At 47.2% G+C, this 18,403-nt stretch carries 18 protein-coding genes; 1 reads left to right on the top strand and 17 read right to left on the bottom strand.

Annotated elements, in window-relative coordinates:
- Window positions 1–4: 4 nt before the first annotated feature.
- The 14 genes from bioD to liaF all read right to left on the bottom strand — a co-directional run bounded on the left by bioD (window position 5) and on the right by liaF (window position 14,825).
- The gene (gene bioD / locus GC097_RS08125) at window positions 5–745 is read right to left on the bottom strand and encodes a dethiobiotin synthase (protein ID WP_171682795.1); all 741 of its coding nucleotides are present in this window, start codon (window positions 743–745) and stop codon (window positions 5–7) included.
- On the bottom strand, window positions 742–2,097 hold the full coding sequence (gene bioA / locus GC097_RS08120) for an adenosylmethionine--8-amino-7-oxononanoate transaminase (protein ID WP_171682897.1): 1,356 nt from the start codon (window positions 2,095–2,097) through the stop codon (window positions 742–744). Before bioA ends, bioD begins: the two co-directional genes overlap by 4 nt.
- 180 nt (window positions 2,098–2,277) lie before the next feature.
- Window positions 2,278–2,829, bottom strand: coding sequence for an NADPH-dependent FMN reductase (locus tag GC097_RS08115; protein ID WP_171682794.1), 552 nt, complete (start codon window positions 2,827–2,829; stop codon window positions 2,278–2,280).
- Between the two features lie 202 nt (window positions 2,830–3,031).
- Window positions 3,032–4,456 (bottom strand): type I glutamate--ammonia ligase, encoded by a 1,425-nt coding sequence (gene glnA / locus GC097_RS08110; protein WP_171682793.1) that lies wholly within the window; start codon window positions 4,454–4,456, stop codon window positions 3,032–3,034.
- A 234-nt stretch (window positions 4,457–4,690) separates the two neighbouring features.
- Window positions 4,691–5,734 carry a 3-deoxy-7-phosphoheptulonate synthase gene (gene aroF, locus GC097_RS08105; protein ID WP_171682792.1) on the bottom strand — a complete coding sequence of 348 codons (1,044 nt, stop codon included), beginning with the start codon at window positions 5,732–5,734 and terminating at the stop codon, window positions 4,691–4,693.
- 130 nt (window positions 5,735–5,864) lie between these two features.
- Window positions 5,865–6,380 (bottom strand): DUF2062 domain-containing protein, encoded by a 516-nt coding sequence (locus GC097_RS08100; RefSeq protein WP_246294070.1) that lies wholly within the window; start codon window positions 6,378–6,380, stop codon window positions 5,865–5,867.
- A gap of 60 nt (window positions 6,381–6,440) precedes the next feature.
- Complete coding sequence (locus tag GC097_RS08095) at window positions 6,441–7,397, bottom strand: 4-hydroxy-3-methylbut-2-enyl diphosphate reductase (RefSeq protein WP_171682791.1); 957 nt, start codon at window positions 7,395–7,397, stop codon at window positions 6,441–6,443.
- Window positions 7,398–7,443: 46 nt separating this feature from the next.
- Window positions 7,444–8,913 carry a sensor histidine kinase gene (locus GC097_RS08090; protein WP_171682790.1) on the bottom strand — a complete coding sequence of 490 codons (1,470 nt, stop codon included), beginning with the start codon at window positions 8,911–8,913 and terminating at the stop codon, window positions 7,444–7,446.
- Between the two features lies 1 nt (window position 8,914).
- Window positions 8,915–9,604: a response regulator transcription factor gene (locus GC097_RS08085; protein ID WP_171682789.1), complete on the bottom strand. Its 690-nt coding sequence runs from the start codon at window positions 9,602–9,604 to the stop codon at window positions 8,915–8,917.
- A 147-nt stretch (window positions 9,605–9,751) separates the two neighbouring features.
- On the bottom strand, window positions 9,752–11,338 hold the full coding sequence (locus tag GC097_RS08080) for a S1C family serine protease (protein ID WP_171682788.1): 1,587 nt from the start codon (window positions 11,336–11,338) through the stop codon (window positions 9,752–9,754).
- 145 nt (window positions 11,339–11,483) lie between these two features.
- Window positions 11,484–11,897: a YugN family protein gene (locus GC097_RS08075; protein ID WP_171682787.1), complete on the bottom strand. Its 414-nt coding sequence runs from the start codon at window positions 11,895–11,897 to the stop codon at window positions 11,484–11,486.
- A gap of 86 nt (window positions 11,898–11,983) precedes the next feature.
- Window positions 11,984–12,634, bottom strand: coding sequence for a response regulator (locus tag GC097_RS08070; RefSeq protein WP_171682786.1), 651 nt, complete (start codon window positions 12,632–12,634; stop codon window positions 11,984–11,986).
- Window positions 12,627–13,691 (bottom strand): sensor histidine kinase, encoded by a 1,065-nt coding sequence (locus GC097_RS08065; protein ID WP_171682785.1) that lies wholly within the window; start codon window positions 13,689–13,691, stop codon window positions 12,627–12,629. The genes GC097_RS08070 and GC097_RS08065 overlap by 8 nt, the downstream gene beginning before the upstream one ends.
- A gap of 9 nt (window positions 13,692–13,700) precedes the next feature.
- Complete coding sequence (gene liaF, locus GC097_RS08060; RefSeq protein WP_171682784.1) at window positions 13,701–14,825, bottom strand: cell wall-active antibiotics response protein LiaF; 1,125 nt, start codon at window positions 14,823–14,825, stop codon at window positions 13,701–13,703.
- A gap of 272 nt (window positions 14,826–15,097) precedes the next feature.
- On the opposite strand from liaF, the gene GC097_RS08055 reads away from it, so the two are divergent.
- Window positions 15,098–16,384 (top strand): ammonium transporter, encoded by a 1,287-nt coding sequence (locus tag GC097_RS08055; RefSeq protein WP_171682783.1) that lies wholly within the window; start codon window positions 15,098–15,100, stop codon window positions 16,382–16,384.
- A gap of 412 nt (window positions 16,385–16,796) precedes the next feature.
- On the opposite strand, the gene GC097_RS08050 is transcribed toward GC097_RS08055, so the two are convergent.
- From GC097_RS08050 to GC097_RS34665, 3 genes are all read right to left on the bottom strand, one after another.
- Entirely contained in the window at window positions 16,797–17,174 is a 378-nt protein-coding gene (locus GC097_RS08050; RefSeq protein ID WP_171682895.1) for a hypothetical protein, read from the bottom strand.
- 328 nt (window positions 17,175–17,502) lie between these two features.
- Complete coding sequence (locus GC097_RS34670) at window positions 17,503–17,637, bottom strand: hypothetical protein (RefSeq protein ID WP_281364254.1); 135 nt, start codon at window positions 17,635–17,637, stop codon at window positions 17,503–17,505.
- Between the two features lie 75 nt (window positions 17,638–17,712).
- Complete coding sequence (locus tag GC097_RS34665) at window positions 17,713–18,348, bottom strand: 3D domain-containing protein (protein ID WP_171682782.1); 636 nt, start codon at window positions 18,346–18,348, stop codon at window positions 17,713–17,715.
- Between the last annotated feature and the right edge of the window lie 55 nt (window positions 18,349–18,403).

The raw sequence follows: 18,403 nt of genomic DNA, 5'->3' as shown, positions 1-18,403 counted from the left end.
GGCGTTAATTGCGGTTTAGCTTTAACGCTTGTTTTATGGGTTCAAGTTGTATGGATTGCCGAACCGTATGTATTAAAAATTCCCTCTGCACGTCTGCAGGCAAGCGCGGGAAACGCCCTAGGACATTAAGACCGCCGTACTGCTCGATAAGTTCCGCATTGGTGGCAACGCTCGGATCGTCCGGAGAATCCGGGCCTTCGCCGTCATTAAGAATGACGCCGGCTATGGGGATTCCATAGTGCCTGAGAAAGGCTGCCGTCAGAATGGTATGGTTAATCGTACCTAGACCGGAACGCGCCACAATAAGTGCAGGAATTCGGAGCTCCGCGATCAAATCCACAATCAAGGCGTCATCGCTCAGCGGAACGGCAGCACCGCCTGCGCCCTCTACGAGCAGCGCTTCGTATCGCTCAACAAGCGGTTTGCCTGCGGCGATCAACTCCTGCAGCGTTAAGGTTGCGCCGGCAAGCTTAGCAGCAAGCATGGGAGCCAGTGGCGCTTCAAACGTATATGGCGCTACCGTTTCCGGCCGCTCATTGATTTCCGTTAGCTCCAGCAGCCGTTCGGCATCGGTTGCTCCGCTGCCCAGGCTTGCGCCTGACTGCACAGGCTTCCAAACGCCTGCCTCCCACCCTTCTGCGCGAAGAGCCGCTGTTAACGCTGCCGTCACCATCGTCTTGCCGACGCCAGTATCCGTGCCCGTAATGAACAGACCTCGTATCGGTTCTGCTTGAACGATGTTCATCGTAGGACGCATCCTTCCGTGACGTGAACAATCGATTGGGCCAAAATATCCGTCATCTCCGCGAGCTCAGACTCCGTGCTGGCTAACGGCGGAATGAAAACTATCACATTGCCGAGCGGCCTGGTCAGCATGCCCAGCTCTCTTGCCCGCTGACTCGCCCGAACGCCTACCCGCTCTGCCCACTCGTACGGCTCCCGCGTATCTTTATTACGGACGAGCTCAATGCCGATCATCAGTCCTTTTTGCCTGATTTCACCGACATGCGGTCTGTCCTTAAGGGGCTCAAGTCGATTTTGAATACTTAACGCCTTAGCACGCACGCCCTCCAACATGCTCCGCTCCTCAAAAAGCCTCAAGCTGGCCAAAGCGACCGCACATCCGAGCGGATTCCCCGTATAAGAATGTCCATGGAAAAATGTCTTCTGCTCGCTATAATCCGCATAAAAGGCATTATAAATCTCGTCCGTCGCCAGCGTCGCTGCCACAGGCAAATAGCCGCCGGTCAACCCTTTTCCGACCACCATCAAATCCGGCTGTACGCCTTCCAAATCACAAGCGAACATCTCCCCCGTCCGGCCGAAGCCCGTCGCCACCTCGTCGGCGATAAACAGGACATGATGCTTACGGCAAAGCTCAGCCATCTCGCGCAAGCAGCCCTCCGGCATCACGATAATCCCACTGGCCCCTTGGACAATCGGCTCTACGATCAGGGCAGCAATCTCGTCCGCCCGTGCCTCGAGCAAATCTCTCAACGCATGTAAGGTTGCCTCCTTGGCACCTTCCGCCCCTCCTTCATGGCGATACGCATAGGGATAAGGGATGGTGTGCGACTGGAACAGCAAGGGACGAAACACCTCATGATACAGCGGGATCGCACCGACGCTAACGGCCCCAACCGTATCTCCGTGATACGCCTGATTCATCGTAACAAACGACTTTTTACCACGCGCACCTTGATTATGCCAATATTGGAACGCCATTTTGATGGCAATCTCAACCCCGGTTGCTCCTGAATCCGAATAAAACACTTTGTTCAATCCATTCGGCGTGATTCTGGCCAACTGCTCAGCAAGCTCAATGGCTGGAATATTCGCCATGCCTAGCAGCGTTGAGTGAGCCACAAGCTCCAACTGGTTCGTAATCGCCCGATTAAGCTCGGGCACATTGTGTCCATGTACATTCAGCCAAACCGAGGAAAAACCGTCATAATAAGCTCGTGCCTGGACGTCATAGAGTTTAACGCCTTCGCCGCGCTCAATGATGAGAGGATCCTCGTTGTTATAGTCTTTCATTTGTGTAAAAGGATGCCAAACGTGTGACTTGTTTAAGGCAGCAAGCCGTTCATAGGACATTGACACAAAAATCCCCCTTTTCTAAAAACTAATTGTCAACTTCGTTTTTGTTGTTTTGGTTAACAATTGAATGTCGTAATTCTAGCAGATAACAAAAAAAAGAGCAACACAAAGCGTCAGGAACACTTTGCATTGCTCATCTATAAAAATGTAAATTTAAATACGTTATTGTCGAACAACCTATTGTCGAACGGACAAGGCTGCTGTCAAATCAAGGAATCCATTTACGACACGTCGAACGCGTTTATCGACATCAGGATGAATATCGCTGTAGGCTATTCCGGTTTGAAAGCTTTTCCGCTGATCGCCGCCAATCGAAACCCACTCCGGGCAATTGATGCCGTGAAGGTTTCGAACGATTGTTTGCAGCTGGGTTAGCGAGCTTACAGCTACGGCACCGCCCGATGAACTTACGGAAAGTACAGCTTTGTTGTTAAAATAATCTTGCCCGAGATGATCAAGCGCATTCTTCAGAACCCCCGAGATTCCGCTGTGATACTCCGGTGTAGCGAGCACAATGCCATCGGCCTCATGCATCGCACGCTTCAAATTCTCCAGCGCCTCAAGACCTCCATGCGCATCATCCGGTGAATAGAAAGGAACCGGCGTTTGGTGCAGATCAATCAAAGTTGCTTCATGTCCCTGCGAAATTACCAAATGCTTGATATATTCGACAAGTTTTGTACTTGTTGCCGCCTGGTGGTTGCTTCCTGCGATAAGGGTTACTTTCATACATATCTTCCTTTCTGTCTTATCCGCTATGAGTTTGGAAATATTGCTGAATGCTCTCATTATACCTCACATACATAAATTTTCCAACGTTATTTAGAATTATTATTAAAAGATATTCAGTATTAATGAAAAAAACTACTCCCACCATGAATGACCATGGCAGAAGCAGTTCTATGATTATGACGATATAAGTGCTAAAGAATTAGCAGTCGAAGTACAGGTTGTACTCGTGCGGGTGAATGCGGATTGCAACTTGTTTAGCTTCGCCGCGTTTCAATTCGATGTAGTTGTCGATGAAATCTTGTGTGAATACGCCGCCTTCAATCAAGAAGTCGGAATCAGCTGCAAGAGCGTCAAGAGCTTCATCCAGTGTGCCAGGAACGCTGCGAATTTCACCTTTCTCAGCATCTGACATTTCATAGATGTTTTTATCGAAAGGACCGTATCCAAGTGCACGTGGATCAATTTTCTTTTTGATACCGTCAAGACCAGCCATCAACATTGCTGCGAAAGCAAGGTATGGATTAGCTGTGCTGTCCGGAGTACGGAACTCGATACGGCAGCCTTTAGGTGTTACTGCTGCGATTGGAATACGAACTGCTGCAGAACGGTTACCTTTGGAGAATACGAGGTTAACCGGTGCTTCGTAACCAGGAACCAAACGTTTGAAAGAGTTTGTGCTTGGGTTTGTGATTGCAATCAAAGCCGGAGCGTGGTAGAGAATACCACCAATGTAGTTGATCGCCATTTCGCTTAAGTTCGCATATGCTCCTTTTTCGTAGAACAAAGGCTCGCTTCCGTCGAAGATGGACATGTGAACGTGCATACCGCTACCATTGTCGCCAAACAGCGGTTTAGGCATGAAAGTTGCAACTTTACCATATTCTCTAGCAGTGTTAGCAACGATATATTTGTATTTGAGCAGGTTGTCTGCTGTTTTAGTCAATGTGTCAAAACGGAAGTTGATTTCAGCTTGACCAGCTGTAGCCACTTCATGGTGGTGACGTTCAATACGAAGGCCTGCATCGGCAAGCTTGTTACACATTTCGGAACGAATGTCTTGTTGAGAATCGATAGGAGCTACTGGAACGTAACCGCCTTTAACCGGAACTTTATAAGCAAGGTTTCCGCCTTCTTCTTTGCGGCCTGTGTTCCAACCTGCTTCTTCGGAGTCAACTTCGAAGTAAGACTTGTTCATACCATTTTCGTAACGAACATCATCAAAGATGAAGAATTCGGATTCTGGCGCGAAGAATGCTGTCGTACCTACACCTGTTGTTTGAAGATATTCTTCAGCTTTTTGAGCGATGCTGCGCGGATCGCGGTCATAGCGTTCGCCTTCAGGTGTGTGGATGTTGCTCATAATGATTAATGTTGGATGAGCTGTGAAAGGATCTACATACGCAGTTTCCGTATCTGGCATCATTACCATGTCAGATTGTTCAATACCACGGAATCCTGGGATGGAGGAACCGTCAAAAGCTACGCCGTTTACGAATGTATCTTCGTCTACTTCAGAAGCAGGCAAAGAAATATGCTGCGCTTTACCGGAAAGACCTACGAAACGAAAATCTACCCACTCAATATTTTTTTCCTTGATAAGGTTCAACACGTTTTGAACTGACATTTAAAAAACCCTCCCATTTCCGTACATTCAACGTACTTTACATGATTAATGTTCAACTTTTTGTTGTTATCTTGCACATATTATATAGCGATTGAGCTTACACAGTCAATACTTATGTCAGGTATTTTTTATTGGTGTGTAAGCTATGCTCACACTAGTTCACATTGTTTTCTTATATACAAATAAAGGAAACGAGTTCTTCTATAGAAGAAACCCGTTTCCTTGAACGAAATTTTATGCCAAAATAGCTTCTTTTTCCGTATCGAACTTCTTGCCCAGCAATGGCGCAAGCTTCTCTAAATCAACCAGCAATTTCGCGAATTGGTCCGGGAACAGTGACTGGACGCCGTCGCCAGTCATGGAGTTGTCCGGGTCCGTGTGCATTTCGATGATCAATCCGTCCGCTCCTGCGGCTACGGAAGCTTTCGTCATCGGAACAACAAGTTCTCTGCGGCCCGTGCCATGACTTGGATCCGAGATGACCGGAAGATGGCTGAGCTGCTTAAGAACAGGAATGGCAGATAAATCCAATGTGTTTCGCGTGTAAGTTTCGAATGTTCGGATTCCGCGTTCACAGAGCATGACATTCGGGTTCCCGCCGGCAAGAATATATTCCGCTGCATTTAGGAATTCATCGTAAGTAGAGCTGAATCCACGTTTGAGCAGGACAGGCGTTTGAATGGTGCCCAGCTTGCGAAGCAGGTCAAAGTTTTGCATATTGCGTGTGCCTACTTGCAGAATATCAGCGTATTGCGCGCACACATCCACATATTCAGGAGTCATGACTTCAGTGATCGTTAGAAGTCCATGCTTTTTGCCGGCTTCCGCCATCATGATCAAACCTTCAACACCGACGCCTTGGAAGCTGTAAGGTCCTGTTCTTGGCTTGAATGCGCCGCCGCGCAATACTTGCCCCCCCGCCGCTTTGACCAGACGGGCGATTTCGTCGATTTGCTCCGGCGTTTCTACGGCGCAAGGTCCGCCCATAACAACAAGCTGCTCGCCGCCAATTTCTACGCCTTTGATCTTGATAACGGTATCTGCCGGATGGAAGTCACGGCTTGCTAATTTGTATGATTTTGAAATTTTCACGACTTGTTCGACTCCTGTCATTTGGCGCAGCTGCTCTGCTAATTTGGGATCTGCTTTACCGATAATTCCGATGACTGTGCGATCTTCTCCTTTGGAGACATGAGCTTGCACACCTTGCTTCTCGATAAACTGTACAATTTCTTGAATACGTTCATCAGACGTTCTGTTGGATGTAATGGCGATCATGATATACACGCTCCTTATTTATATGGGCTGTTCCACTTAATCACTTCAACGCTTGTTCGCTTCTACGCTTTTAATCACTAAAGTAAATATACAACGCTTGACGAAGATTCGTCAAGCGTTAATTTATGTGCTATTCTTCTGTGTTGGATGATACAAGTTGATCTTTGCGGATTCTGCGTTTTTCTTTGCGGCGATTCGTATGGTATTTGAGGAAGAGCACGACCGGGAAATAGGCGATGATACCTAGGACGGTTCCAACCACCATACCGCCAACAATCAAGTCCAAACCACTTCTAATGATATTGGAGAGAATATGCGGCAAATGATGGATCAGATAAAACTTAACGTGCTTAGGTACCAACCAACTTCCTACCTGTTTATTAAGAATGGAGAACGGGATATAAATCACTTTCCCGAATACAAACCCAATTAATGCCGCAGGCAAGTTAGCTCTTAACAAATAAACCAAAGGAAAAATAAGAACGAAAGCAAACCCAGCTGTAGGCAAGGTAAACATTTCTATTGCCAAACCAATTGAAAAGCCGCGCGCTACCTTAGACGGTCCGCCTTTGGCACGTAAAAGAAGTAAATATTTGTACCTGAACCAGCGTTTGCTGCTTTTCCAATCGTAGCGAGTTTTCATCATTTTCACCTTCTGAGTGCTCTGCATGCTGGTCACAATCCCGCCCTGTGAAATAAATAGGAATTACTCACTGCTAGCCGCTTTGGATTTAACAGCCGGAATGAGCTTCTTCATATTAATAGTACGTGTAACTGCCCAAGTGGTTTCATCTTTCGGATCGTAACTTTCTAGGTAAGATATGACTTCTTTGGTAATCGGCGTCGGCGTTGATGCCCCGGATGTCACACCAACTTTGCGAACATGGGTTAACCATTCGCGATTCAGTTCGGTTACATCACCTACTCTATACGCCCTCACCCCGGCAATCTCCTCTGAAACTTGCGCTAAGCGGTTTGAATTATTGCTTTTGGGATCTCCAACGACAATCACAAGGTCAGCTTCCTTCGCCTGCTCAGCCACTGCTTCTTGCCGCACTTGTGTCGCAAGGCAGATTTCGTTATGAATTTCCGCTTTAGGGAACAGCTCTAATAAGCGATTCATAATATGTCTGATGTCCCACTGGCTCATCGTTGTTTGATTCGTAATAATGATTCGCTCAGCTTTGATATTCAGATGTTCGGCCTCTTCAACCTTTTCAATCAGGTGCACCAGGCCGGGAGCAACACCAACTGCGCCTTCCGGCTCAGGATGCCCCTTCTTACCAATATAGATAATTTCATAGCCATCTGCTACTTTTTCGCGAATTAAATCATGTGTTTTTGTAACATCCGGGCACGTCGCGTCGACAACCGTCAAACCTTTGTCTCTTGCCAAACGTCTAACCTCCGGGGAAACGCCATGCGCGGTGAAAATGACGGTTCCTTTTTCGACTTGTTCCAATATTTCAAGACGGTTTTCGCCATCAAGCGTGATGACTCCCTCTTCTTTGAAAAATTCTGTGACGTGCGCATTATGCACAATCATACCTAATATATAGATAGGTCTAGGAAGATTTAAATTTTTAGCTGTCTGCATAGCTAGTGCCATTGCGTCTACGACGCCATAACAATAGCCCCTTGGAGATATTCGAACCACTTCCATGCCTTCCACCTGCCTGCTTCATCGGTTTTCCTTTTATTATAGCGGATTACACAGGTAGAGGAAAGTTTGCCGGCAGCCATATCATAAATGTACTGCCCTCATCCTTCCGTGTAGTCACTTCAACGGATCCGCCGTGTTCATCAATAATCCATTTAGCGATCGAAAGGCCTAGTCCTGTGCCCGCGGTGAGCCCTCTGGATAAATCAGCGCGATAAAATCTGTCGAAAATATGGGGAATCTCTTCCTTGTCCATCCCGATCCCCGTATCCGCGATTTGAATGCCGATAAAGGTATCCGTCCGGGACACGTGCAACGATACGTTCCCATTCGGCGTATATTTGAACGCATTCTCAATGAAAATGAACAACAGCTGCTGCAAATAATCTCGATTGCCTTGCACAATGGCATGGTCTAAAACCTGGAGGTCACCCACCTGCCAGTCCGCCGTATGATCCAGCAATTGAGCCCTTCTCACAACCTCCTGCACGAGCGGCAGCATTTCGACAGGACTCTTCTCCATAATCACACCGGCGTCCGCTCTAGCCAGTGCCAGCAGGTCGTTTACGAGCCTGCTCATCCGCTGGGCTTCCCCGGCAATATCATGCATTGCTTCCAGTGACATTTGCATCTGTTCAGGGGTAGCAAGCTCCGTCCCAGACGTTTTCTTCCACATTTTTTCCAGAAGATCCACATTTCCCCGAATGGTCGTGAGCGGTGTTCTCAACTCGTGAGAAGCGTCCGATACGAATCTGCGCTGTGCGCGGTACGCTTCGTCCAACTCAAGATAAGTAATCTGGATACGCGAAAGCATGCCGTTAATCGTTTGCGTGAGTCGTCCGATTTCATCCAGCGGTCCTTGGTACTCGATTCGCTTCTCCAAATCATCCCCGCTCCCAATTTGATTCGCAGCATCAATCACGCGTTCAATCGGTTGGAGCGCCTTCCGTGATAAGAACCATCCCAGCGAAGCCGCAACGATAATCGTAAGCAGTGCCCAGACCATCAGCGTATAGCGGAGGGTAACGGCCGTTTTCTCATAACTGCCTATGGGTACAGCGGCTTGCAGAACTCCGATCAGTTGGCTGGTTTGATCATAGATTCCTTGATAATAGATGAGAAAATCTTGCCCTAATACTTTTGCTTTTTGAAAAAAGCCGCTGTCATCCACCATTAATTTATCGATGCTAGGTTTCTCAATGGGCAGAGAGACATTGTAAAATTGCAAGTTTGCCGAGCGATTATAGCTTTTGAGCTTCACATTATATAATTGCAGGAACGTATTCGTAGAATAAAAATCTCTGTTTTCCAGCTCCAATTCCACGACAAGCCCCTTCTGTGAAAGGGCAAAGCTTTTCTGGATACGCAAAGAGGTATTCCCTGCTTCTCTTCTCAAGTCTTGACGGATCTGATCGTACAAAAAATAATTCAGGAAAAAGTACAACACGATTCCGAAAAGCAGCATAGTCAGTGCCAAAACTCCCGAATACCAGAGCGTCAGCCGCAAACGAAGCGACATATCAGGATTCTCCTCTCAGTACGTAACCCGCTCCCCGGACGGTTTGAATCAATCGTTTGTGGCCGAACTCTTCGGTCTTTTGGCGCAGAAGCGCTATGTACACCTCGAGTACGTTGGATTCGCCGCTGTAATCGTAACCCCATATTTTTTCCATAATAATATCGCGGGAGAGCACCCGCTTCGGATTCTGCATAAACAGGTGCAGCAAATCGAATTCTTTCGTAGTCAATTCAATCAATTTATCGTCACGAAAAACTTCGCGCGTATCCAAATCAAGTGTCGTATCTTCATAACTCAGTCGATTCGTCGGCTGTTCAGTTCTCTCCGTTCTCCGGCGCAGAAGAACTCGCACCCTTGCCAGAAGCTCCTCAAGCGCAAAGGGCTTGACCAAATAATCGTCGGCACCGAGATCCAGGCCTTTGACGCGGTCGCTGATTTCATCTTTTGCCGTCAGCATCAGAATCGGCACCTCGCTTCCGCTTTCACGAACGCGGCGCACAACCTCCCAGCCGTCAATGTGAGGCATCATGACATCCAAGATCAGCAAATTAGGCTCCGATCTTAGCATTTGTTTAAGCCCCTCCGCGCCATTGCTAGCCGTTTCAACGGAATATCCTTCAAAAGCCAAGCCTCGTCTCAGCATAGAGGTAATTTTCTCATCATCGTCGATAACCATAATATTTTCGCGCATCGTTTGGCCCCCCTTCATTCTCTTCATTGTATCAAAATCAGCGATCCAAGCAAAAAGAAGCGGAGCCTGCAAGCTTCAAGCCCGCGGGTCTCCACTTCCTTGTAACCGTACGTACTAACCTTTGTTTATCTCTACAGATGTTTTTTATTATTGAGCGGGTGTTTCGGCCAGTGCGTTTTTGTCTCCAACCGTAAGCGGCACTTCCATGCGCTTGCCGTCTCTGATGATGCCCAGCGTTACTTTATCGCCTACTTTTGTCGCTTGAACTTTCGTGATTAGCTCTTGAGAGTTCTTGATCTTCGTACCGTTAAGATCTACGATCACATCATATTGGCGCAGACCGGCTTGGAAAGCAGGACTTTTACGTTGAACGCTGCCAACTAATGCCCCATCCGTATTCGAAAGCTTCAATTCGCTAACCCAGTCTTTACCGATATCCTGCAAGCCAACCCCTAGGTAAGGAACAGGCTCTTTTGGAATTTGTACGTTATTTTTCAAGTTTTCCAATACCGATGAAATCGTGCTCGTCGGAATAGCGAAACCGATACCTTGCGCTTGGGAGCTTACCGCTGTATTAATACCGATAACTTCACCATTCAAGTTAAGTAAAGGACCGCCGGAGTTACCAGGGTTAATGGAAGCGTCCGTTTGCAGCAAATGTTTGTATTCACGTGTTCCTTTGGTATCCGGAATGGAGATTGGACGTTCCTTCGCACTCAACACGCCAACCGTTACTGTATGATCAAACCCGTACGGGTTACCGATTGCGACAACCCAGTCTCCAACGCTAACATCTTCTGCCTTACCGAGAGGTAGAATCGGAAATTCTTTGTCTCCCTCAATTTTGAGTACCGCCAAGTCTAAGTCATAGCTGTTGCCAAGCAGCTTGGCTTTGAAAGGTTTATCATAGCCTTCGACAGTGATTTGAACTTCATCCGCACCATCGACAACATGTTCATTTGTTAAAATATAACCGGTTTTTTCGAAAATAAATCCGGTTCCCATCCCCGCAGGTTGTAGCTCACCGCTGCCCGAATCTTGCGTGCCGCTCTTCGGTGACGTACCGCCGCCGTTATCTCCGAAGAATTGACGGAAGAAAGGATCATCGAAGAGCGAGTTGCCGCCGCGCGTGGACTGCTTCGGTTTCACCAAAGATTCAACCTTCACGATAGCCGGTCCGGCATTCTGAGCAATGGCGGCAATATTGCCTGGACGGACAACGTCTAATCCTACATTTTTCACCTCGCCGTTCGAGCTCTTCGCCGAAGCTGTAGTCGAGCTGCCCGAGGCTAGCGGCTGGTTGCCTGTGAACAAGTTCAATTTGTCAGCGCTGAACATCAGTGCACTTACGACCAATGCGCCTGCCATGAAAGCAGCGAAAACGCTTTTCACGGAAGAACGTTTCTTAGCGTGCGGATCCCAGTGGCCAGGCCCTTGACCCGAACTTACATCCGGACCGAAACTGAAAGGGCGCAAGTTCTTCGGCGGCGTGACCTCAACGCTGGATGTTCCCTCTGCTCCTGAAGCGGAAGTTGTAAGTGCTTCCTGCTGCTCGGGATTTTCGTTAAAAGCCGACTTATAAGGTCCGTAAGAATAATAGTAGGAAGGTCTTTCTTTATTAGGATCATGCGGTTCTTGATGGTCAGCTTCTTTACCATTCGTTGAATCGTTAGAATCGTTATTGTTATTCTGCGACTTGAAGAAGTCGCTGTAGTCTTTTTTGTTATCGTCCATACTTTCTTACCTCCACTTGTTTAATAAGTTATAATGTGCATTTTCATTAGTAGGCTAATGTCTTGCTGTCTATGGTTCTATCATGCACTCACAACCTTAAACGAATATTAAAAAACAATAAAATGGAGGTAAAAAAAGGACAATATTATTGAATCCAAGCTTGCTCAACCTTTTTAAGCAATCCCGCGGCTTCTTTCACCCATTTGTCTTCCACATCGGCATCCGGATCCAGCGGCGCTTGAAACTGATCAATCATCGCTCCGTAGGTTTCCGCTTCCGCCCCTTGATCAAGCCCTTCATTATAAACGTGCTTCAGCACAAAAGGCGTACCCACTTCCACAATGGCATCCGTCGCCTCTGAATCGCCATCGATTCTGCCGGTGATGACTTGAAAGGGAATGCGAAGCCAAACTTTATTCGCTTCATCTAAATGGCGGTCGAAATAACCATGATCGTAATCCCAGTTTCCCCCTAATGCAAAGTCAAACTCATGCAGGTGGTCACGCACACTATCGAAGGACTCTCTGACTTGCTCTAACGATGATGATAATGTTTTCATTCTGACACTCCTTAAGCGCTCATATTAGTTGCCGTACGCATAGAATGTGCCAAAATGTAGTTTTTATGTGTCAGGTTCCTACTTCATCAAACCCAACCTTTACGGTGTGCAAAAATAGCTAACTGTGTACGATCGTCCAACTCGCACTTCATCAATAGATTGCTGACATGCGTTTTCACTGTTTTTATACTAATAAAAAGTTCCTCCGATATATCTTTGTTGCTTTTGCCTTCCGCAATCAAAAGCAGCACTTCCTTCTCGCGGGAAGTCAGCCCCTCTTCCTCCGGCATCGCATTGCGCTGTCTTACACCTCTCGTTAAGGCCAAAGATACTTCCGAGTTCATCACCGGCATGCCGCGGTACGCGCTCTGGATGGCATGAATCAATTGCTCGGAAGAGACCGTTTTCAGCATATAGCTGATTGCTCCCGACTCCACGGCCTCAAGCACTTTCGTTTCCTCCAAGAAACTCGTAAGCATGATGATTCGGATCTCCGGAAACTTGCCGCATATGAGTTTGGTAGCCCCTATCCCGTCAAGCACGGGCATCGTAAGATCCATCAAAATCACATCCGGAAGTTTTTGGGACAACTCGCCGCCGTTTAACTTGTCGAAAGCCTCCTGACCATTCCCTGCTTCGCCCACAACCTCCAGCCCCGGTTCCATGGATATATATGTCCTTAATCCTACGCGGACCATATCGTGATCATCTACAATCATTACCTTTATGTTACTCATCGCCATTACCCTCTTTCTCCTTTGTGACAAGTCCGTTCTGTCCCGTAAAACGCGGAATGCGCACCCGAACGCGGGTACCTGATCCTAATTTACTATCGATTTCCACATCGCCGCCGAGCTTTTGCGCCCGTTCTCTCATTGTCGATAAGCCATGGGAGGCTGACGGAATATCCCTTCGCTCGAAGCCTTGGCCGTCATCCTGCAGCTGAAGCACATATTGATGCTCTCTTTCGTAGATCGCGAGCCGAACTCCTTTGGCGGAAGCATGCTTGACCACATTCGCAAGACCTTCTTGAATAATGAGGAAAAACTGATGCTCGATCGCTTCCGAGATGGCTTCATGCAGCGAAACATCAAGCTGGCCCTGCAGTTCATGAGTCCGGCAATATTCCGGAAACCATTTCTCCAGGGCTTCTTGTAAGCTCATATCGTTTAATTCAATTGGTCTAAGCTGCGAAATCAAACCGCGCATCTGCTTCTGGGCATGATGCGACATTTGAATGAGCTGATTCATCACAGTCGGAGCTGCATCAGGGTTTCTTTCCAGTATTTTCGGCAAAGAAGAGGCGGACATATGAATAGCAAACAGCTCTTGACTGACAGTGTCATGCAGGTCGCGCGCCAGGCGGCGCCTTTCCTCCATCACCGCATTTTCCGTAAGCTCCTGATCGCGAATAGCCTCTGCCTCGCCTAATTTCTGCAGCAGTTGAACGCGCTCTTCAACAGAGGCAGCCATTTTATTGAAAGCATCATATAAATACATGAATGGTTCTACAGGCTCAAGCTCAACGCGGCTGGAGAAGTTCCCCTTGGACAATTCAAGCATGGCCACATGAAGCTCATCGACCTTGCGCTGCCATCTCTTGGTTGCTACATATCCTACGGTTAGACAGAGCGCTAAAATGGCAATGAGAAACCACATCCGGAACTCCCATGACGCAAGCTCCCGGCTGTAGTACTCAAGCACGATAAAAATACTTGAGACGGTGAGTATACTCGATATCAGAAAGTAATTCAGCAGCTGCCACTTCATATTGAACATTCGCAATTTGTACATGCTCCATCCTTAACCTATCTTTTTGATTGTGATGTCACCAATAAACATGCTGGTTGTAACAACGAGCTTCCGGTCTGCCTCTTCATAGTGCGAGGTTTGCGTTCTCACGCTGCGCAGGAATCCGCTCTCACGCCGGTCAAGCACCTTCATGTCTCCAATAAAAGAGCTGGCCATAACGCGTACTTCCACATCAAGATCGTTCGGAATAAAAATTTTCACATCGCCGATAAATGCCGTGACATGAATCGTTGTTTCACCTAACGGAATTGCCGCACGGGTCAAGTCAATGACAGAATCTCCAATAAAATGTGAAATTTGAATCGGCTTTAATTCCCATGCTTCTTGACCGAGATGCACATCTCCGATAAAGCCGTGCCGATGGAGCACATCGCCGGAATCGAAATTTCGCACGAAATCATCGTATCGATGGCCGTGATGCATGTTCTGTGTTCTTGGCTGTTCCTGCTTATCAAGTCGAACACGCGGGGCCTTAGGAGCAGGCTCTTCAGAGCCGAGCCATTCCTCCGCATGCTTCGTGTGGAATTCGCCATGAATATCCTTCAGTACCTCTTTTTCCTCATCGCTAAGTGTATGCTTCGTTTCATTTCCCGAGAAATGATCCTGTTCTGTTTTTTCCTTAGGGAACGGCGCCTTTGCTGTATGCGGATGCCAATTCGAGGAATCCCACGGATTGCTATGTCTCCCGTGTTCCTTCCTCCTTGCCTCCCGTCTTTCTCTTCTTGCTTGATCTTTCGCTTCTTTCATCGCTAGCCAATCGGGAGACTCTTTACGACCCGGTCGGAAGAGCACATTCAAACCGAATAAAATTAAAGCAGCCGGAGCCAAAATTTTAAACATTTCGCCTATAGACCGATCGGTCAAGTTTAAATTCTTTAAAAGGAAGATCGTTCCGACACCGGCGACAAGCAAGCTCCAAATCGAGCCCCCCCAATGATACTTCCGCTGCCACAGGAATCCAACGAGGCCATAAAAGATGAGAATGACAGGCCAATACGTGGAAAACATATAGGCAAGATCAACATGGATGAAACCCAGTTGATTAAGTAAAAAAAGGATACCTGCCGTCACGAGGACAAGCCCCCAAATCATGCGTTGAAACATATGCGGATTCATACGTTCTTCCTCCATTTGTGTACATCGTTGTTAAGATACTTCTAGTCTATAAGATACAAGCAAGATTGAAAAGAGACGAGGGATTGAAGGCTCCCTCGGTCTAGAGACCGAGTTTTTAAAAAGCCACAAGCAGAATAACTGACATGGTTTCTAGAGGATACGAACATTAAGCTTCATATGTTATGTTTTCTTACGTATTCCGTTGACATCTTTATCATCAGAACCGTATAATTGTTCCATTAGAACGCGTCGAATATAAGGAGAGATTACAAATGGATCAAATCCAACAGCTTTCCAGCGGTCTAGATACCATATGGGTGGTTCTAACCGCTGCCATGATTTTATTGATGGAGGGGGGCTTCGCGTTACTCGAAGCAGGCTTTGTCAGACAGAAAAATGCCGTAAGCATCATTATGAAAGTGTTTGTTGATATCGCTTTCGGAGCACTTATTTTCTATTTTATCGGCTTTGCACTTATGTACGGCAAAGACGCTGGGGGGATCATAGGAACGAGCGGTTTCTTCATGGGAGGAGATTTGACACATATCGTTTTGAACATCTCACATGAAACCTACTGGCTGTTCCAATGCGCTTTCGTTATCGCTGTTATTTCGATCGTATCCGGAGCCGTTGCCGAACGCATCAATTTCCGGGCTTACATCCTCTACACAATTGCCATGACAGGTTTAATCTATCCGATTGCCGGTCACTGGGTATGGGCCGTAGGTGGCTGGCTGGGGAAATTAGGCATGGTTGATTTTGCCGGATCGGCTGTCATTCACGGCCTGGGCGGATTCTCGGCACTTGCAGCTGCGATGATAATCGGTCCACGAATCGGCAAATTTTCCGCAAACGGTTCAGCCAACATCGTTCCTCCCTCTAATTTACCGCTTGCCTCAGTAGGAGCCTTCATTCTTTGGTTTGGCTGGTTCGGCTTCAACTCCGGCAGTACACTGAGCGCCACCAATACATCGATTGGCCATATTGCCGTAACAACAATGCTGGCAGCAGCAGCAGGCAGCGCAACCTGCATTTTGTTTACCATGCTGCGCTACCGCAAAGCCGATCCGCCGATGGTCATCAACGGCGCACTTGCAGGTCTGGTCGGCATTACCGCCGGCTGTGCTTTTGTCAGCGATGCCGCCGCCATTTTCATCGGGGCCGTGTGCGGAATCGCGATGGTCTACGCAACAGAGATGCTGGAAGCCAGACAAATCGACGATCCCGTCGGCGCGTTTCCGGTTCATGGCATCAGCGGCAGCATCGGGACATTGGCTGTAGGCTTATTCGCACAGCCTGACGCCATCCGCGAAGGAACCGCAGGGTTATTCTATGGCGGCGGATTTGGTCTGCTAGGCGTTCAAGCGTTAGGCCTTGTTACGGTTTGTATTTGGGGTTTCGCCCTCACCTGGGGCGTTATGAAACTTATTAATTTGATTGTTCCTTTGCGTGTGAGCAGAGATGAAGAACTCGTGGGCTTGGATGTAGGGATTCACGGAGTTCCGGCATACAGCCAGGAAGACGGTTTTCTGGATTTGGAGCAATTGAAAAAAGGATAGATGGACGATGCTGTCCCAAAAGGAGTATGTGTACCGCGCGAAGAGGAACTACGATCCCTTATTATTCGAAAAGTCGATACTTCTGCAAGTTAGAGAGAACTACGATCCCCTATTTTGCGCATTCTGCCGGAATAGGGGTTTTTCATAGCAGATAAGACCCCGTAGTTCCGTCTGCAGCCAATAAGCAGCCCATCTAACTCAAATAGCGTCCTGTAGTTTCCACAACTTTACCTGCCAATGGATCTGGAGGAAGCGATGCCTTAAAATTGCGGGACCAAAGCTGGCAGCAATCTCAAGAAAGAAGCAATCAGCGCCAAAAGCAAAGGAGCTAAGCACATACTAGCCGCTTAGCTCCTTTGACGTTCAACTATTCACTTTTTTCTACCGTTTAGGATCGTATATATTGCACTCGCTAAGGAAGCAGTTCTTCAAATTCTTCCGGAATGGTGATATCATCGCCTGGCTTGGATTCATTCAGAATCTGTCTGGCACGTGCAATCTCTGCACGCAACTTATTTACTTGCTCCATCGGTTTCTTCACATAGTGGATATACTCTACAGCAAGATGATGGTCGGGTTTCTTGCCCGTGAACATGCGGCGAAGTGAAGACATCGCCTGATAAGCTCGCTCTTCCTTCATTCTCTTCCTTTCGTAACGCTCCACCACTTGCTCAATCTCTAAAGCCTGCTGCTCCTTGCGGGCAATGTAAGCTTCCAAGAATGGAAATACCTCCGCGGCTTTCCTCGGTGTCCTTTGAGAATCCCCGTCCAATCGCATAGCACTCAGCATAGTCACTCACCTATCTCCCCATGTCAACATTCATCACAGTAATCTTATTTTACACTAAACTAATGTATTTGAGAACTATTATTTCAAGATTAAATCGATTCTTACGACACCAAAAAGAGTTCCCATGTCATCTTTTATCGCTTTTGATAAGATAATACACTGTTTTTCATAATATCTGACATGCCATGCACTCCTACGAAATGAAAAAGTCCCGGGCCATCGCCCGATTCGATTGAAGATGTCCTATGTCTCATTACGCTTCGGACACAAAACAAAAACAGAGACCCTTCCGGGTCCCTGCTCTTTTTTACCTCTAAGTTTTTATTCGTTATTTGTTTTGATTTTGGTTTTGATTGTTGTTTTGTTGCTGCTTGTTAGACACCGCAGATTCCGTAGCAAATTCTACGTCTTGAGCTACTCTGGAGTTCAAGTTGTTGTTTTTGTTGTTCTTGTTCTTAGCCATGTTCAATCACCTCCTGTATGTATATCGTTCCCCAAACAGGATTTTTTATGATGAAAATGTTAGCCAAAACAAATTTTACAACGATTTGGTCGGAGATAAAATCTCGTCCTTCAACTGATTCCAAATGAGCTCAGTCACCTTGCCATTCCCCTGCTTGACGATAAAGACTTTGACGGTTTTTTTGCCCCATTCTTTGTAGACCTGATCTTTTGTGTCAAAATATAAATCAATTTTCTTCCCTTTAATTGCACTTCCCGTGTCAGCAACGACCCCATAGCCATAACCCGGGATAAATAAGACCGTACCCAGCGGGAAAACGCTCGTATCAGCGGCAATGGTCGATAAAGCTTTATCGTCCCGCTTCACTTTAATTCCCGAAAAAGTAATCCCGTACTCAGGATGATCCGGATTCTTGCCCGTGGATTCTTTGCCTGCGTAATATCCGGTGGCCGTCACTTCAACAGCTTTCAGTTTCGACAAATCTGAATCCAACCTCGGAACATAGCGATAATTGATTTGCTGCCCGCGATCTTGTGCTACCGGCACCGAAACAGGTTCCGTTTTCTCCGGAATATCCATTTGATGCGGCACTTGTATATGGCTTACGGTGTCGGCCGTGTTCCTTGTTTCTTGTCCCAAAAGCGCAATCAAAACATTCATGACCATCCATGCGCCAAGCCATTTGGGCTTAGTAAATAAGTCAGCAAACATCTTGTGAAACCTCCCCCTACTATTGCAGGTTGTCCAGTTCATTCCAGAATTAAAC

This window comes from Paenibacillus planticolens, from assembly GCF_013141725.1.
Classification (GTDB): Bacteria; Bacillota; Bacilli; order Paenibacillales; family NBRC-103111; genus Paenibacillus_E; species Paenibacillus_E planticolens.
The sequence above is the reverse complement of the archived record's forward strand: the minus strand, read 5'-3'. Positions and strand labels throughout refer to the sequence as shown.

Excerpts from the sequence above, each read along its gene's own strand:
- bioD (WP_171682795.1), bottom strand. The coding sequence starts at position 745 with ATGAACATCGTTCAAGCAGAACCGATACGAGGTCTGTTCATTACGGGC.
- bioA (WP_171682897.1), bottom strand. The coding sequence starts at position 2,097 with ATGTCCTATGAACGGCTTGCTGCCTTAAACAAGTCACACGTTTGGCAT.
- GC097_RS08115 (WP_171682794.1), bottom strand. The coding sequence starts at position 2,829 with ATGAAAGTAACCCTTATCGCAGGAAGCAACCACCAGGCGGCAACAAGT.
- glnA (WP_171682793.1), bottom strand. The coding sequence starts at position 4,456 with ATGTCAGTTCAAAACGTGTTGAACCTTATCAAGGAAAAAAATATTGAG.
- aroF (WP_171682792.1), bottom strand. The coding sequence starts at position 5,734 with ATGATCGCCATTACATCCAACAGAACGTCTGATGAACGTATTCAAGAA.
- GC097_RS08100 (WP_246294070.1), bottom strand. The coding sequence starts at position 6,380 with ATGATGAAAACTCGCTACGATTGGAAAAGCAGCAAACGCTGGTTCAGG.
- GC097_RS08095 (WP_171682791.1), bottom strand. The coding sequence starts at position 7,397 with ATGGAAGTGGTTCGAATATCTCCAAGGGGCTATTGTTATGGCGTCGTA.
- GC097_RS08090 (WP_171682790.1), bottom strand. The coding sequence starts at position 8,913 with ATGTCGCTTCGTTTGCGGCTGACGCTCTGGTATTCGGGAGTTTTGGCA.
- GC097_RS08085 (WP_171682789.1), bottom strand. The coding sequence starts at position 9,604 with ATGCGCGAAAATATTATGGTTATCGACGATGATGAGAAAATTACCTCT.
- GC097_RS08080 (WP_171682788.1), bottom strand. The coding sequence starts at position 11,338 with ATGGACGATAACAAAAAAGACTACAGCGACTTCTTCAAGTCGCAGAAT.
- GC097_RS08075 (WP_171682787.1), bottom strand. The coding sequence starts at position 11,897 with ATGAAAACATTATCATCATCGTTAGAGCAAGTCAGAGAGTCCTTCGAT.
- GC097_RS08070 (WP_171682786.1), bottom strand. The coding sequence starts at position 12,634 with ATGAGTAACATAAAGGTAATGATTGTAGATGATCACGATATGGTCCGC.
- GC097_RS08065 (WP_171682785.1), bottom strand. The coding sequence starts at position 13,691 with ATGTACAAATTGCGAATGTTCAATATGAAGTGGCAGCTGCTGAATTAC.
- liaF (WP_171682784.1), bottom strand. The coding sequence starts at position 14,825 with ATGAATCCGCATATGTTTCAACGCATGATTTGGGGGCTTGTCCTCGTG.
- GC097_RS08055 (WP_171682783.1), top strand. The coding sequence starts at position 15,098 with ATGGATCAAATCCAACAGCTTTCCAGCGGTCTAGATACCATATGGGTG.
- GC097_RS08050 (WP_171682895.1), bottom strand. The coding sequence starts at position 17,174 with ATGCTGAGTGCTATGCGATTGGACGGGGATTCTCAAAGGACACCGAGG.
- GC097_RS34670 (WP_281364254.1), bottom strand. The coding sequence starts at position 17,637 with ATGGCTAAGAACAAGAACAACAAAAACAACAACTTGAACTCCAGAGTA.
- GC097_RS34665 (WP_171682782.1), bottom strand. The coding sequence starts at position 18,348 with ATGTTTGCTGACTTATTTACTAAGCCCAAATGGCTTGGCGCATGGATG.